17 protein-coding genes are annotated in these 14984 nt (G+C 63.8%); 4 read left to right on the top strand and 13 right to left on the bottom strand.

Going from position 1 to position 14984, the window contains the following annotated elements:
- The first annotated feature begins 148 nt into the window (after positions 1–148).
- A complete protein-coding gene (locus FHW83_RS10120; protein ID WP_229224118.1) occupies positions 149–634 on the top strand; it encodes a DciA family protein in 486 nt (161 codons plus the stop codon).
- A 1-nt stretch (position 635) separates the two neighbouring features.
- On the opposite strand, the gene lpxC is transcribed toward FHW83_RS10120, so the two are convergent.
- The 4 genes from lpxC to FHW83_RS10100 form a co-directional block, all read right to left on the bottom strand.
- Positions 636–1571: a UDP-3-O-acyl-N-acetylglucosamine deacetylase gene (gene lpxC, locus FHW83_RS10115; RefSeq protein ID WP_176646235.1), complete on the bottom strand. Its 936-nt coding sequence runs from the start codon at positions 1569–1571 to the stop codon at positions 636–638.
- Between the two features lie 23 nt (positions 1572–1594).
- A complete protein-coding gene (locus tag FHW83_RS10110) occupies positions 1595–2437 on the bottom strand; it encodes a DMT family transporter (protein WP_176646234.1) in 843 nt (280 codons plus the stop codon).
- Positions 2438–2619: 182 nt separating this feature from the next.
- The gene (locus tag FHW83_RS10105; protein WP_176646233.1) at positions 2620–3198 is read right to left on the bottom strand and encodes a bifunctional 2-polyprenyl-6-hydroxyphenol methylase/3-demethylubiquinol 3-O-methyltransferase UbiG; all 579 of its coding nucleotides are present in this window, start codon (positions 3196–3198) and stop codon (positions 2620–2622) included.
- A 20-nt stretch (positions 3199–3218) separates the two neighbouring features.
- A complete protein-coding gene (locus FHW83_RS10100; protein WP_176646232.1) occupies positions 3219–3992 on the bottom strand; it encodes a helix-turn-helix transcriptional regulator in 774 nt (257 codons plus the stop codon).
- Between the two features lie 81 nt (positions 3993–4073).
- On the opposite strand from FHW83_RS10100, the gene FHW83_RS10095 reads away from it, so the two are divergent.
- On the top strand, positions 4074–4844 hold the full coding sequence (locus FHW83_RS10095) for a class I SAM-dependent methyltransferase (RefSeq protein WP_176646231.1): 771 nt from the start codon (positions 4074–4076) through the stop codon (positions 4842–4844).
- Here the strand turns inward: FHW83_RS10095 and FHW83_RS10090 are convergent.
- The gene (locus tag FHW83_RS10090) at positions 4838–5014 is read right to left on the bottom strand and encodes a hypothetical protein (protein WP_176646230.1); all 177 of its coding nucleotides are present in this window, start codon (positions 5012–5014) and stop codon (positions 4838–4840) included. The genes FHW83_RS10095 and FHW83_RS10090 overlap by 7 nt on opposite strands.
- 115 nt (positions 5015–5129) lie before the next feature.
- Between FHW83_RS10090 and ctaD the strand changes: the two genes are divergently transcribed.
- Positions 5130–6746, top strand: coding sequence for a cytochrome c oxidase subunit I (gene ctaD, locus FHW83_RS10085; RefSeq protein ID WP_176646229.1), 1617 nt, complete (start codon positions 5130–5132; stop codon positions 6744–6746).
- Positions 6747–6758: 12 nt separating this feature from the next.
- A complete protein-coding gene (locus FHW83_RS10080; RefSeq protein WP_176646228.1) occupies positions 6759–7196 on the top strand; it encodes a DUF2244 domain-containing protein in 438 nt (145 codons plus the stop codon).
- Here FHW83_RS10080 and FHW83_RS10075 read toward each other — a convergent pair.
- From FHW83_RS10075 to FHW83_RS10040, 8 genes are all read right to left on the bottom strand, one after another.
- Positions 7193–8053: a PHB depolymerase family esterase gene (locus FHW83_RS10075; RefSeq protein ID WP_176646227.1), complete on the bottom strand. Its 861-nt coding sequence runs from the start codon at positions 8051–8053 to the stop codon at positions 7193–7195. The genes FHW83_RS10080 and FHW83_RS10075 overlap by 4 nt on opposite strands.
- A 54-nt stretch (positions 8054–8107) precedes the next feature.
- Complete coding sequence (locus FHW83_RS10070) at positions 8108–9328, bottom strand: HAMP domain-containing sensor histidine kinase (RefSeq protein WP_176646226.1); 1221 nt, start codon at positions 9326–9328, stop codon at positions 8108–8110.
- Entirely contained in the window at positions 9321–10010 is a 690-nt protein-coding gene (locus FHW83_RS10065) for a response regulator transcription factor (protein WP_176646225.1), read from the bottom strand. Before FHW83_RS10065 ends, FHW83_RS10070 begins: the two co-directional genes overlap by 8 nt.
- Positions 10011–10051: 41 nt before the next feature.
- Positions 10052–10555, bottom strand: a complete 504-nt coding sequence (locus FHW83_RS10060) for a peroxiredoxin (protein ID WP_176646224.1) — start codon at positions 10553–10555, stop codon at positions 10052–10054.
- Between the two features lie 76 nt (positions 10556–10631).
- Positions 10632–11846, bottom strand: coding sequence for a cell division protein FtsZ (gene ftsZ / locus FHW83_RS10055; protein WP_176646223.1), 1215 nt, complete (start codon positions 11844–11846; stop codon positions 10632–10634).
- 125 nt (positions 11847–11971) lie between these two features.
- Positions 11972–13204, bottom strand: a complete 1233-nt coding sequence (gene ftsA, locus FHW83_RS10050) for a cell division protein FtsA (RefSeq protein WP_155462700.1) — start codon at positions 13202–13204, stop codon at positions 11972–11974.
- A 14-nt stretch (positions 13205–13218) separates the two neighbouring features.
- Entirely contained in the window at positions 13219–14016 is a 798-nt protein-coding gene (locus FHW83_RS10045) for a cell division protein FtsQ/DivIB (RefSeq protein ID WP_176646222.1), read from the bottom strand.
- Positions 14017–14023: 7 nt separating this feature from the next.
- Positions 14024–14983 carry a D-alanine--D-alanine ligase gene (locus FHW83_RS10040; protein ID WP_176646221.1) on the bottom strand — a complete coding sequence of 320 codons (960 nt, stop codon included), beginning with the start codon at positions 14981–14983 and terminating at the stop codon, positions 14024–14026.
- Position 14984: the final 1 nt, after the last annotated feature.

Genomic DNA, 14984 nt, shown 5'->3' with positions numbered 1-14984 from the left:
CGACAAAAGACGGTGATTTTATCACGCGTCCGGAGCTACATTGGGTTATTGGCCGATATAACAATAGCCCAACCGGACACAATGTCACAAAATCAATCGATTTTAACCGGTGGTGACGATTTTGGGGCGCTGTGATATGTTTCGCCGCATGCGATTCAATTCATCCAATCTCTCGCTCACGCGCCGCACGGCGGTGGAGGCGACCGACTTCCTGCGCCGCCACGACCGCATGGCCTCGCTGCTGCCGGCGGTCGAGCGCATGGCGCGCCTGCAGAAGGACTGCGCCCAGTGCCTGCCGGCCATGTTCAAGCACTGCGAGATCCTGGCCTTCGAGGATGGCCAGCTGGTGCTGTCGCTGCCGACCACCGCGCTGGCGGCCAAGCTCAAGCAACAATTGCCTAAATTACAAGAAACACTGGCGCAGCGCGGCTGGCAGGTGCAGGGCGTGAAGCTCAAGGTGCAGATGACCAAGCCGGCCCAGATCAAGGAGAAGATGCGCGCGCTGGAGCTGCCGCCGGCGGCCGTCGAGGCCTTCGACCAGCTCGGCGCCTCGCTCGAGGCGAGCAAGCAGAACAGCGCGCTGATCGACGCGGTCAAGGCCATGGTGGCCCGCCGCCGCGCCGGGGGCGGCTAAGTTAAGTTAGCGCCCACTCACGCGCCATCTGGCGCACATACGATTGCGGCGCCGCGTCGTTGCTGTCGAAGGTGACGATTTCGTAGGCGTCCGGGTGCTTGAGCAGTTCCAGCAGCAGCTGGTTGTTCAGCGCGTGGCCGGACTTGTGCGCCTCGTAGCTGGCCAGCAGCGGGTGGCCGACCAGGTAGAGGTCGCCGATGGCGTCGAGGATCTTGTGGCGCACGAACTCGTCCTCGTAGCGCAGGCCGTCCGAATTGAGGATGCGGTACTCGTCCATCACGATGGCGTTTTCCAGCGAGCCGCCGCGCGCCAGGCCGATGCCGCGCAACATTTCCACGTCCTGCATGAAGCCGAAGGTGCGCGCGCGCGCCACGTCGTGCACGTAGGAGACGTCGCCGAAATCGACGTGGGCGCGCTGCTGCGTGCCGTCCACCGCCGGATGGTTGAATTCGATGAAGAAGTCGAGCTTGAAGCCGTCATGCGGCAGCAGGCGCGCCCATTTTTCCTTGTCGCCGGTACCCTCGCGGATCTCGACCGGCTTCAGCACGCGGATGAACTTCTTGGCGGCCGGCTGCTCCAGCACGCCCGCCTGTTGCAACAAGAACACGAAGGACGAGGCCGAGCCATCCATGATGGGGATTTCCTCGGCGCTGACCTCAATGTACAGATTGTCAATGCCGAGGCCGGCGCAGGCCGACATCAGGTGTTCGACGGTCGACACGCGCGCGCCATCCTTGACCAGCACCGAGGCCATGCGGGTGTCGCCCACGGCCATGGCGCTGGAGGGAAACTCCACCATGGGATCGAGGTCGACGCGGCGGAACACGATGCCGGTGTCCGGCGCGGCCGGGCGCAAGGTCAGCTCGACCTTGGTGCCGGAGTGCAGGCCGACACCGGTGGTGCGGACCAGTTCTTTGATAGTGCGTTGTTTTAACATCCGATGATTATAGCGAACTGCGCTCAAGGGTGCTCGGCTTCGGCATGCACCGTTTCGCGCCGCACCAGATAGATGCCGCTGGCGATGATGATGCCGGCGCCCAGCAGGGTGTAACCGTCCGGCAGGGTCTGCCACAACACCCAGTCGATCGCCACGCCCCAGGCCAGCGCCGAATACTCGAACGGCGCCACGACCGAGGCCTTGCCGGTGCTGAACGCGCGCGTGATGGCCAGCTGGCCGAAGAAGCCGGACAGCGCCAGCGCCAGCAGCACCCAGCCGTCCTGCGCGCGCAGCGGCACCCAGTGCTGCACCGACATCGCCAGGCCGCCCAGCGCCATCAGGATCAGATACCAGAACATCATGGACTCGTTGGAATCGCTGCGCGCCAGCACGCGGCTGACGACGGCGGCGATGGCATAGCAGGCCGCCGCCCCCAGGATGGCCAGGCCGCCGATCGACAGGAAGCCCGTCCCTTCCGGCCGCAGCACCACCAGCACGCCGATCAGGCCAACCACGATCGCCACCCACTGCCCCACGCCGACCTTTTCCTTCAGCACCACCACCGACAGCGCGGTAATCAGCGCCGGCGCGATGAAGAAGATCGAATACGCCTCGGCCAGCGACAGCATGCTGAGGCCGAACGCGAACATGGTCAGCATGCCGATGCCCAGCGCGCTGCGCAGCAAGTGCATGGGCCAGCGCACCCGCGTGATGCCCTTGAACGCGCCGCGATACAGCATGTAGGCGCACAGCAGCGGCAGCGAGCTGAGCGCGCGCAGCGCCGTGACCTGGCGGGCGGGATAGTGTTCGGACAGCAGCTTCATGCTGGTGTCCATGAGGGAGAACATGGCGACGGCGATCAGCATCGCGTAAATCGCGTGCAGGTTTTCTTTACGGCTGGACAGGGGAAGCTCCTTGAGCGGAGAACGTCATCATGGCGACGTCGGAGCCAGGACGGCGCGGCTGGCGCGGTCCCCGACATTATAGCCCGGCCGGCGGAGATCAAATCGTGTCCAACAAAAGCGGCGTAGCATGAATGAATCCTGAGTTACGTGACCCGCCGTATCGCGTCAAAATAATGGTTGTCCCCTTCATCGACGTGGATATCCTCAAGATGCATTCCCGCGCACGCCAATTGCGATTGATACTCCACCTCGCCCAGTGATATTGACGGCTGACCGGTTTGAAGGTCGGTCCACACACATCGGGCACGAGGCGCGCTAAACAGGAAGCGGCCTCCCGGACGAAGCGCGTGTCCGACCTTCTCGATCAACTTACGTTGGTCTCCCTCCGGCAGTAAAAACAGCAGTCCCACCGCCACCGCGCCGTCAAACTTTTGGCCAAAAAAATTGCTGCTCTGTACCGTCTCGCAACGCGCGGGCGCCTCGCGAAAGCGGCGGCTGAACAGCGATAAAAGTGTTGGCGATGCATCAATGCCGAAAACCGCGAAGCCCGCCTCGACCAATATCTGAGAAACCGGTACGCCCGCCCCGCAACCGATATCAAGCACCTCGCCGCCTCGCCGCAGATGCTTGGTCCATTGCCTGACCACGCCGCTCCCGATGTCGGAGCGCGCCGCAACGAAGTCCTCGGCAATCGCCTCCCAGCTCCTGGACCAGTCCTCCATTGATGATTCCCCCAAATCCATCACGGCAGCAGCATCACCAGCTTGAGGTCCTGGCGCTGGGCCAGGCGCAGGGTGACCTGATTGAAGCTCAGCTCGCCCGCGCGCGGATGGTGGAAGCGGCGCTGGCCGCCTTCGCGGCTGACCACGTCCTGCGAATGCCACAAGGCCTTGAACTCGGCGCTGTCCCGCGACAGTTCGGCGATCAGCGCGGCCAGCGCCGGGTCGCCGGCGTGCCTGCCGATGTCGGCGCGGAACTCGGCCACGAGGCGGTGCGCGCGGTTTTCCCAATCGACGATCAGGCCGCGCGCGGCGGGGCTGCGGAACATGAAGCGCAACAGGTTGGGCCTGGCCGGCGCGGCCGCTTCCACGTCCAGCCAGCCACCGAACAGGGCCAGCGCATGTTCGTTCCAGGCCACCGCGTCCCATTGACGGTCCAGCATGTAAGCCGGGGCGTCGATGGCGGCGACGATGGCCTCCAGCGGCTCGCCGGCCTCGCCCTCGTCCCCGCCGTGTTGCGGATCGAGGCGTTCCGCCAGGCTGAACATGTAACTGCGTTCGGCGGCGGTGAGGTGCAGCACGTCCGCCATGCGCGCCAGCAGCTTGCCGGAGGCGGACACTCCCCTGCCCTGTTCCAGCCACGTCAGCCAGGTCGGGCTGACATCGCACAGCTGCGCCAGCTCCTCACGGCGCAGGCCGGGCGTGCGGCGGCGTCCACCACCGGGCAGGCCGACGCTGTCCGGCGCGGTGCGCTCACGGTGGGTGCGGATGAATTCGCCCAGGGTAGTAGTACTCATACCAGAATAAGTCCTTGTCTTGTTACAGGATAAAAGTCCTTCTATTCTGCCCTGACTTACCCATTTTTTGGAGAAATCATCATGCAACAGCCAGCCGTCGTCGCCCAGCAGTTCGGCAATACCGCCAGCGCCTATCTCACCAGCGCCGTCCACGCGCAAGGGGCCGACCTGGTCAAGCTGCGCGAGATCGCGGCCGACTTGCCCAGGCGGCCGGTGGTGCTGGACCTCGGCTGCGGCGCCGGCCACGCTAGCTTCGCGGTGGCGCCGGTAGCGGAATCGGTGACGGCGTTTGACTTGGCGCCAGAAATGCTGGCGGTGGTGGCGGGCGCGGCGCGCGAGCGCGGGCTGGACAACATCAGCACCCAACAAGGCAACGTCGCCAGCCTGCCGTTCATCGACGCGTCCTTCTGCATGGTGGTGACGCGTTTCTCGGCCCACCACTGGCTCGATGTGCCGGCCGCGTTGCGTGAAGTGCGGCGCGTGCTGAAACCGAAAGGCGTGCTGGTCATCATCGACATCACGGCGCCGGAGTCGCCGCTGCACGACACCACCTTGCAGGCGGTGGAACTGCTGCGCGACGGCTCGCACGTGCGCGACTATCGCCCTTCGGAATGGCTGCGCATGTTGAACGAAGCTGGCTTCCCGGCCGAGCGCGTCGACGACTGGAAACTGGAAATGAAATTCAACGACTGGACCGCGCGCATGCGCACACCGGCCGAACGCGTGACCGCCATCCGCAGCCTGCTGCGCGGCGCGCCCGAGGAAACGCGCGGCTATTTTTCAGTGCGGGACGACGGCTCCTTCAGCATCGACTCCACCCTGTTTATCGCCAAGCCTGCCGAGAGCTACTGAGGCTTGCGTTCCTTCTCCGCGCCGTCGTCCGGCTTGCCGGCCGGCGCCGTCGGTGCGTGGCCGACGCGGCGGGCCTGGTCGGATTGCTGATCCAGGTTAACCTCTTCCGCTACCTCATCTTCTGCAGGCAGCAGGCCTTCCGACCGCTGCGGCGTTTTCTGATCTGCCATGACGTTTCTCCTTAAGTTTTCGCGGCGCGCGTTCCTACAAGCGCGCGGCGTGTTGAGCGCTGCGTGCGCTCCGCAGCACGCCTTATGCTGGGTGCTGACTTGGGGAGAGGCTAACATGGAAACCACGAACGAGGCGCTACGTCCGACCGCCAGGGAGGCGCAAGCGGGCTTCGCGCACGCGCAAGAACATCACACGCCGCACGGCTGGCGGCGCTGGCTGTACGCCACCAATCACAAGGACATCGGCACACTCTACCTGTGGTTCTCGCTGATCATGCTGATGAGCGGCGGCGCGTTGGCCATGCTGATCCGGCTGGAGCTGTTCCATCCCGGCCTGCAGTTCTTCCAGCCCGAGGTATTCAACCAGTTCGTCAGCATGCACGGCCTGATCATGATTTTCGGCGCCATCATGCCGGCCTTCGTCGGCTTTGCAAACTGGATGATTCCGCTGCAGGTGGGCGCGTCCGACATGGCGTTCGCGCGCATGAACAATTTCTCGTTCTGGCTGCTGCCGCCGGCCGCGCTGATGCTGATCGCCTCCTTCTTCAGCGCCGGCGGCGCCACGGCGGCCGGCTGGACCATGTACCCGCCGCTGTCCACCCAGATGGGCGTGGGCATGGACCTGGCCATCTTCGCCATCCACCTGATGGGCATCTCCTCCATCATGGGCGCGATCAACATCATCACCACCATCCTCAACCTGCGCGCCAGCGGCATGACGCTGATGAAGATGCCGATGTTCTGCTGGACCTGGCTGATCACCGCCTATCTGCTGATCGCCGTGATGCCGGTGCTGGCCGCCGCCGTCACCATGATGCTGACCGACCGCCACTTCGGCACCACCTTCTTCAACGCCGCCGGCGCCGGCGATCCGGTGATGTACCAGCATGTGTTCTGGTTCTTCGGCCACCCGGAGGTGTACATCATGATCCTGCCGGCGTTCGGCATCATCTCCGAAATCGTGCCGGCGTTCTCGCGCAAGCGGCTGTTCGGCTACGCCTCGATGGTGTACGCGGCGGCATCGATCGCCATCATCTCCTTCATCGTCTGGGCCCACCATATGTTCGCCACCGGCATGCCGGTGACGGGGCAACTGTTCTTCATGTACGCGACCATGCTGGTGGCGGTGCCCACCGGGGTCAAGGTGTTCAACTGGGTGGCGACCATGTGGCGCGGCGCGCTGACGTTCGAGGCGCCGATGCTGTTCGCGATTGGCTTCATCTGGGTGTTCACGCTGGGTGGCTTCACCGGCCTGATACTGGCGGTGACGCCGATCGACATCCAGGTGCACGACACCTATTACGTGGTGGCGCACTTCCACTACGTGCTGGTGGCGGGCTCGCTGTTCGCGCTGTTCGCCGGTTTCTATTACTGGGTGCCGAAATGGACCGGCCATATGTACAGCGAGCGCCGCGCGGCCTTCCACTTCTGGAACACGCTGATCTGGTTCAACGTGGCCTTCTTCCCGATGCACTTCCTCGGCCTGGCAGGTATGCCGCGCCGGTACGCGGACTATTCGGTGCAGTTCACCGACTTCAACCAGGTGGCCTCGGTGGGCGCCTTCTTGTTTGGGCTGACGCAGGTATACTTCGTGTTTGGGGTGGTCCTGCCTACCATCCGTGGCGGCAAGCCGGCGGCGGCCAAACCATGGGAAGGAGCGAATGGTCTGGAATGGACCGTTCCCAGTCCAGCGCCGCACCACACCTTCGAACAACCGCCGCAAGTGGTCTGAGAGGAGAACACCATGCCGCGCGATGCGTCATCGGAGCATCACAGCTGGCTGCTGCAACGGCACAGCACCCTGAGCTGGCGTCAGTTACGCCTGCTGTTCGCCGGCCTGTGCGGCCCGGCGCTGCTGCTGGCGTTGGTGTTTCTGTGGTGGGGCTATTGGTACATGCTGGCCTACGCGCTGCTGGAGATGGCCGCGGTGGCCGCGTGCCTGCGTCACCATGCCCGTCACGCGGCCGACTACGACCGCATCGACATCACGCCCGCCGCCATCATCATCGAACAGCGCCGCGCCAGACGCCTGCGCCGCCATACACTGAATCCATCGACCACGCGCCTGCTGACCTCACCATTACGCCTGGCATCTCGCGATGCCGAAGTAACGCTGGCCGAATTCCTGCCACCATCCCAACGTCAACGACTGGCTGCAGATATTGCGAGCTATCTACGCTAGCGGCTGTGATCTGCGAAAAACTGCCAAATGATTTCGTTGGCGTCAATGTCACGGGTGGTTTTGCCGATGGGGAGGCCGACGTTGAACGGATCGGCGCCAGGCCAGGTGTGGCCGCCATCTTTGACGGTCAATAACGCCACGCGTTGCTTGCCATTGCCCTGCTCCTGCAACGTGACGTCGGCGCCGCCGATAACGCGCTGGCTGACGGCGGCCGCAGCGAGCTCGTTTCGCTTTACCCAATAGCTGTAACTGTCCTGCGCCGACAGGTAGCCTCCTGGCTTGCCGTCGTAAGCCACCACCTGATCGGCCGTTCCGTGGATCAGAAGTACGCCAACCTTGCCCGGCTTGGTGTGGTGCCGCACTACCGGCTCTGGCATGGGCGCGCCCACCGATGCCACCGCCGCGAACAGCTGCGGCAACTCGGCCGCGATGCGCAGGGCGAAGAAACCACCACGCGACAGTCCGGTGGCATATACGCGCTGGCCGTCCACGCGGTAATCCTGCTTGAGCTTTGCCAGCAGTGCTTCGGTAAAGCCGATATCGTCCGTTCCGTCAAGGTAGGACATGCCAAAGCCAACGTTCCAGTCGTGCTTGACGCCCAAGGGATAGACGACGATGAACTGGTGACGATCCGCCGCCCGGTTCATCTGTGTGTACAGCATCTGCTCGGCCATGGTCATGCCGCTGCCGTGAAAATTGAAGACGATCGGAAAAACCTTATCGGGCTGGCTTTCATACGATGCCGGCGTGTAGACCAGATAGCGCCGCTTTTCGTCCTTGTGCACCAGCGATTTGACCTGCGCGTAAGCCGGCAGCAGTGTGCAGGACAGGAAAATCAACGCAAAAAAAGCTTTCATGATATGTACCCCAAATAGTGAAGGAGCACACAGCATAAAAAACCGCAGGTGAAACTAAGGTGAAATCGGCGGGCGGATTGGCGTTATTTCGACACGGTAGGTTGCCCCACCTGCATGGAAGCTGATCCGCCAGTCCATGGCTTCCGCAATGCGCCTCAGAAGATGCTGGCCATGCTGAAAGCCTTGCGTCGTCGCAGGCCGTGACGGATCGACAGTGTTCTCCATCCCCAGCACGCCGTCCGCAAACGATAGCAACAGGCGCGAGCCCGCACCGCCATGAAACAACGCGTTGCTCACGCAGTTATTTATCAGCAGCATAGACAGGTGCCGATTGCCCACCACCTCCAGCCGATCCGGCAGGCGCAACGCCAACCGGTCCTCGTCGGAGTCGCCGTCCAGCAGACGCAGCAAACTCTCCTCGATACAGCCGCGCAGATCGAAAGTCTCGCTGGCGATATGTCCGGCGCGCGCCAACGCGAACAGCAGGTTGACTGTGTTGCCCATCTCCGCCACGCCGGCCTGCAGCTGCCGTAGTTCCTGCGCCGTCAGCGGGCGCGATGCCGCCTGCGACAACGTGTTGTTCATGACCGTCAGCGGCGTGCGCAATTCGTGGCTGACGTCGCGCGTGAACGCATGCTCGCGATCCAATGAGGCGTGCAAATCGGCGAGGGTGGCGCCCAGCTTCCGCGCCAGGTAGCCGATTTCGTCGCGCCGCTGCGCCGCGCTGAACGCAACCGCACTTCGCGGCGCAAGATTACGTACTTCACGCGCCAGCACCTGCAGCGGCGCAACCAGCCGCCGCGACAGCCAGTAAGCCAGCAACAGCGCCAGCGCGACAAGGCCCAGCGCAACCGACGCCAGAAAGCCGCCCACCTCCTGGAACAATTTGGACACCACCAGCAGCGGACGTACATCGGCCAGCAGGTAGACCCGCCGCACGCCGGGCAGGTCGAGCGCGCGCAGGTGGTAATGCGGGCCGGTATCCGTGGAAATCTCGGCGCGTTCGCTGCCATCGGCAACCCGTGCCCGCACTTCCGGCGGCAACGATGCGGCGTCGCGATGGATGCGAATCAGTTCGTCACGTGGTGCGGGCAGTTCGCCGTGCTGGCCGAAATGCGTCGCCACCGCCACGGCTTCGCGCTCCAGCAAGCGATCCACCAGCATGTCTTCCGTCACGTACGAGATCACCAGCGCCAGGCCGGTGTAGCACAGGCAAATCAGCACGGTGAATCCCGCCAGCGCGGCAAACAAGCCTTGCCGGATCGAGCTAAACATCGAGCGAAAGCCGGTAACCCAGCTGCGGTATCGTCACAATCGCCTTCGGCGCGCCGGCCGATTCCAGCTGTTTGCGCAGCGCGTAGATATGCGACTTGAGCGCGTCGCTGTCCGGCGGATCGGCGCCCCACAGCGCATGCATCAACGTGGAGCGCGACACCGCATGCGGATAGCCGCTGCAGATTGCCTGCAGCAGCTTGAAGCCGGCGTGGGTCAGCGCCAGCGGCACGCCCTGGTATAGCGCACGCCTTTCGCGCAGCAGCAACGTCAGCGCACCGACGCGCATCTCCTGGTCGAGATGCAGCTGCCCGCGCCGCGCCAGTGCTTCACAGCGCAGCGCCAGCTCACGCAGGTCAAATGGTTTGGTGAGATAGTCGTCGGCGCCTTCGCTGAAGCCACGCGCCTTGTCCTCGAAGGCGTCGCGCGCGGTCAGCATCAGCACCGGTACATTGCGCGGTGCGCGCGTCTTGATGGCCCGGCATACCTCCAGCCCATCGATATCGGGAAGATTCAGGTCGAGCAGCACCACGTCATAGTTTTCGCGCGTGGCCAGCTCGATGGCCAGCGCACCGCTGGCCGCATGGTCGGACTGCCACTGCATGCCATCCAGGAAATCCACGACCTGGCGGGCAATGGTGGGATGATCTTCCACAACGAGGATGGTCAGCGGGCTGCGGTTCATCGTGCGCCAGAAAAAAACGGCGCCGTGGCGCCGTCCTGTGATTACAGCTGACCCAGCAGGGTTTCAGCGTTGGAGACTTCGAACTTGCCCCCCTGCTCGATGTTCAGCTGGGTGACCACGCCGTCCACCGCCAGCAGCGAGTAGCGCTGCGAGCGGGTGCCCATGCCGAATTTGCTGAAGTCGGCGTCCAGGCCCAGTGCCTTCGAGTAAGCGGCGTTGCCGTCGGCCATCATGCGCACGATGCCGGTGGCTTTCTGGTCGCGGCCCCACGCGCCCATCACGAAGGCGTCGTTGACCGAGATGCACCAGATCTCATCCACGCCCTTGGCTTTCAGCTCGGCGGCGTGCTTGACGTAGCCCGGCACGTGCTGCGCCGAGCAGGTCGGGGTGTAGGCGCCCGGCAGGCCGAAGATGGCGATCTTCTTGCCCTTGACCAGGTCTTGTACGTTGAAGGTGTTCGGGCCCAGCGAGCAGCCTTCGGTTTCGGTTTCGATGAATTCGGACAGGGTGCCTTCCGGCAGCTTGTCACCAATCTTGATGGTCATGGATAAACTCCTTTATAAATATAAAAAAGCCGCACCAGGGTGCGGCTCTTCCCTCGGACAGAACCCGAAGTATGCCTTAATCGGCCTGTTTGCGCAGGAAGGCTGGAATGTCGTAGGTTTCCATGCCGTTCTTCTCCATCGCGCGCACCTGCTCCGATGCCGACTCGCGGCGCCACACAGCAGGCGCCTTCATGCCGTCGAAGGCTGGCGACGCGCCGCCGGCCGCGCCCATCGACAGGCCTTGCGCGGCAGCGGCGCCACCCATGGCGGCCGATGGCATCATCGGGCTGTTGTGGGTGCCGGTGCGCAGCATCTGCTGCGGAACCAGCTGCACGTGCTTCTTGGCTTTGCCCAGGCCGGTGGCCACCACGGTCACGCGGATGTTGTCGCCCATGTCGTCGTCGTAGGCGATGCCTTGTGCGATCGACGCATCCGGCGCCGCGAACGCGCGCACGGCGGCCATGACTTCCTTGATCTCCTTGCCTTTCAGGCCGCGCGACGCGGTGACGTTCACCAGCACGCCGCGTGCGCCCGACAGGTCGACGCCATCCAGCAGCGGCGAGGCCACGGCCTGCTCGGCGGCGATGCGCGCGCGGTCCACGCCGGAGGCGGTGGCGGTGCCCATCATGGCCTTGCCCTGCTCGCCCATGATGGTCTTGACGTCGTTGAAGTCGACGTTGATGTGGCCCGGCACGTTGATGATCTCGGCGATACCGGCAACGGCGTTGTTCAGCACATCGTCGGCGTGCTGCAGCCATTCGATCAGCGATTCGTCCTCGTAGATCTCTTCCAGCTTCTCGTTCAGGATCACGATCAGCGAGTCGACGTTGGCCGACAACTGCTCCAGGCCTTCGTCGGCGATGTCCATGCACTTCTGGCCTTCGTGCGAGAAAGGCTTCGACACCACGGCCACGGTCAGCGCGCCTTGTGCCTTGGCCACTTCCGCCACGATCGGGGCGGCGCCGGTGCCGGTGCCGCCGCCCATGCCGGCGGCGATGAAGACCATGTGCGCGCCGCGCAGCGCGTCTTCGATGCGCTGGCGCGATTCTTCCGCCAGCTTGCGGCCGACGTCAGGCTTCATGCCGGCGCCCAGGCCGGTGTCGCCGATCTGGATGATGTTGTCGGCCTTGGACGTGGCCAGTGCCTGCGCGTCGGTGTTCGCGGCGATGAACTCCACGCCCGACATGCCCTTGTTGATCATGTGCTGCACCGCATTGCCACCCGCACCGCCGACGCCGACGACCTTGATGACAGTACCCAAAGCTGCGTTATCGACCATATCGAACTCCATGATGTAACTCCCTATCAGAATGCGGTTTTCAAGCGCCAGTCCTCATAATTGTAGGAGAACTGGGGATTGAAAACTGCGGTTTAATATAAAAAATTTAGTTGTTTCGTACTTGTTTCGTTCCGACCTCAGAAATTCCCGAGGAACCATTCCTTCATGCGCTGCCAAACTGCCTTAACCGATCCATCCTGCCGCGTGACGATGTGGCCACGCAGGTACTGCTTTTTCGCTTCCAACAGCAGGCCAAGCACGGTCGCGTAGCGCGGGCTGCGCACCACGTCGGCCAGCTGGCCACGGTAGTCCGGCGTGCCCAGGCGCGCCGGCTTGAGGAAGATGTCTTCCGCCATTTCGACCATGCCCGGCATGATCGCGGTGCCGCCGGTCAGCACGATGCCCGAGGACAGCACGCCTTCGTAACCCGACTCGCGCACCACCTGATGCACCATCGCGAACAGCTCCTCCACGCGCGGCTCGATCACGGCGGCCAGCGCCTGGCGCGACAGGTTGCGCGGGCCGCGGTCGCCCAGGCCCGGCACCTCCAGCGATTCGCCCGGATCGGCCAGCACCTGCTTGGCCACGCCATAGCGGATCTTGATCTCTTCCGCTTCCGTGGTCGGGGTGCGCAGCGCCATGGCGATGTCGTTGGTGATCTGGTCGCCGGCGATCGGGATCACGGCGGTGTGGCGGATCGCGCCATCCGAGAACACGGCAACGTCGGTCGTGCCGCCGCCGATATCGATCAGCACCACGCCCAGTTCCTTCTCGTCGCCGGTCAGCACCGCGTCGGCGGAGGCCATCGGCTGCAGGATCAGGTCCGACACTTCCAGGCCGCAGCGGCGCACGCACTTGACGATGTTCTGCACCGCCGACACCGCGCCGGTCACGATGTGCACCTTCACCTCCAGGCGGATGCCGCTCATGCCGATCGGCTCGCGCACATCCTCCTGGCTGTCGACGATGAACTCTTGCGGCACCGTGTGCAGCAATTGCTGATCGGTCGGAATGTTAACCGCCTTTGCCGTTTCAATGACGCGCGCCACGTCGGTCGCCGTCACTTCCTTGTCCTTGATCGCCACCATGCCGCTGGAATTGAAGCTGCGGATATGGCTGCCGGCGATGCCCGCGTACACATTGCGGATCTTGCAGTCGGCCATCAGCTCCGCTTCCTCCAGCGCGCGCTGGATCGATTCCACGGTCGCCTCGATGTTGACCACCACGCCCTTCTTCAGGCCTCGCGATTCGTGCTGGCCCAGGCCGATCACTTCGTGGCGTCCATCGCCCATCACCTCGGCCACCACGGCCACCACCTTGGAGGTGCCGATATCGAGGCCGACGATCAGGTTTTTCGCGTCTTTAGTCATTTCTTTTCTGCCTGCTAGTTGTGCTTTGGTGCCGGTTTTTTTGGTTTAGGTTTCGCGCCCTCCGCAGGAATCTTCAACCCCTGCGCGCTGAGCGCCAAACCGTTCTGGTACCGCATATCTATCGTGTCTATGTTTGGCAGGTGTTCCACCAGCTGCGGATAAATCCCGACCAGGCGGTCCACCCTCTCCTTCAACGTGGTGCTGGTCTGTTCCCGTCCCAGCGCCACGCTCATTCCGTTGTTCAGCTTCACCGTCCACGCGTAGCGGCTGGACAGCGACAGTGCTTCAGGCACCAGCTTGAGCGGCGCGAACCACGCGCGCAGCTCGTCGTAACGCGACAGCACTTCCTTTTCGCTGCCGTCCGGCCCATCGAACTCCGGCAGCGTGTGATCCTCCTCCGCCTCGGCCAGGTTGGCGGTGAACACATCGCCCTTGGTCGACAACAGGCGGCCATCCTCGCCCCACGTACCCAGCGCCTCATGCTCCTCCAGCGCCACAATCAACTGGTCCGGCCATTCGCGCCGCACCGTCGCCCGGCGCACCCACGGCACCGACTCGAACGCCTGGCGCACCGCGTCCAGGTTGGTGGTGAAGAAGTTGCCCTTGATCCGGCCCAGCGCGTTGTTCCGCAGCGTCAGGTGGTTCACGTGCTTCAGCTCCTCATCACCGCTCATCGTCTCGATACGTATCGTGCGCAGGGTGAACATCGGACGCTGCGACACCCACCACACGCCGGATGCTATGCATGCCAACACGGTCAGCGCGAACAAGCCGCTGGCGGTCGCATTCAAAGCCTTCACGTCATGCCACATCTACCGCTTATCCCTTCATCTTCAGACGCGCGCCGCGCAGAATCTCAACGCACAGGTCTTCGTAACTGATGCCTTCCGCGCGCGCCGCCATCGGCACCAGCGAGTGGCTGGTCATGCCCGGCGAGGTGTTCACCTCCAGCAGGAAAGGCTTCTGGTCACGCTCGCGCAGCAGCACGTCGACGCGTCCCCAGCCTTCGCAGCCAAGCGCGCGGTAAGCTTGCACGGCGATGCTTTGCATCTCCGCCGCCAGCGCGTCTGGCAGCGCGGCCGGGCAGAAATACTTGGTGTCGTCCGTGAAGTACTTGTTCTGGTAGTCGTAGTTCCCTTCCGGCGCCACGATCTCCACGATCGGCAGCGCGCGCGCGCTGGCGCCGCTGCCCAGGATGGCGACCGTGAATTCGCGGCCGGTGACAAATTCCTCCGCCAGCACCGAATCGTCCAGCGCGGCGGCCTTGTCGTAGGCGGCCTGGAAGCCTGCGGCTTCGGTCACCTTGGTGATGCCGATGGTCGAACCCTCATGCGGCGGCTTGACGATCAGCGGCAGGCCCAGGTCGGCGGCGACGGCGGCCAGATCGGATTGCGCGTTCAACACCGCGTAGCGCGGGGTTGGCAGGCCGTGATGCAGCCACACGATCTTGGTGGTGATCTTGTCCATGCCCACCGAGCTGGCGGTGACGCCGCTGCCGGTGTATGGAATGCCCAGCAATTCCAGCGCGCCTTGCAGGCTGCCGTCCTCGCCGAAGCGGCCGTGCAGCGCGATGAACACGCGGTCGAATTTTTCCGCCGCCAGTTCGGCCAGCGAGCGTTGGCCCGGATCGAAGGCGTGGGCGTCGATGCCCTTGCTTTGCAACGCGGCCAGCACGCCACTGCCGGACATGTTCGACACTTCGCGCTCGGCGGAGCGGCCGCCGAACAGCACGCCGACCTTGCCGAATGCTTTTGCGTCTTGTGGATTAATGTTGCTCATC

Origin of the sequence: Duganella sp. SG902, from assembly GCF_013376005.1 — a bacterium.
In the GTDB taxonomy this organism is placed as follows: Bacteria; Pseudomonadota; Gammaproteobacteria; order Burkholderiales; family Burkholderiaceae_D; genus Rugamonas.
This window is presented reverse-complemented; position numbering and strand designations above follow the sequence as displayed.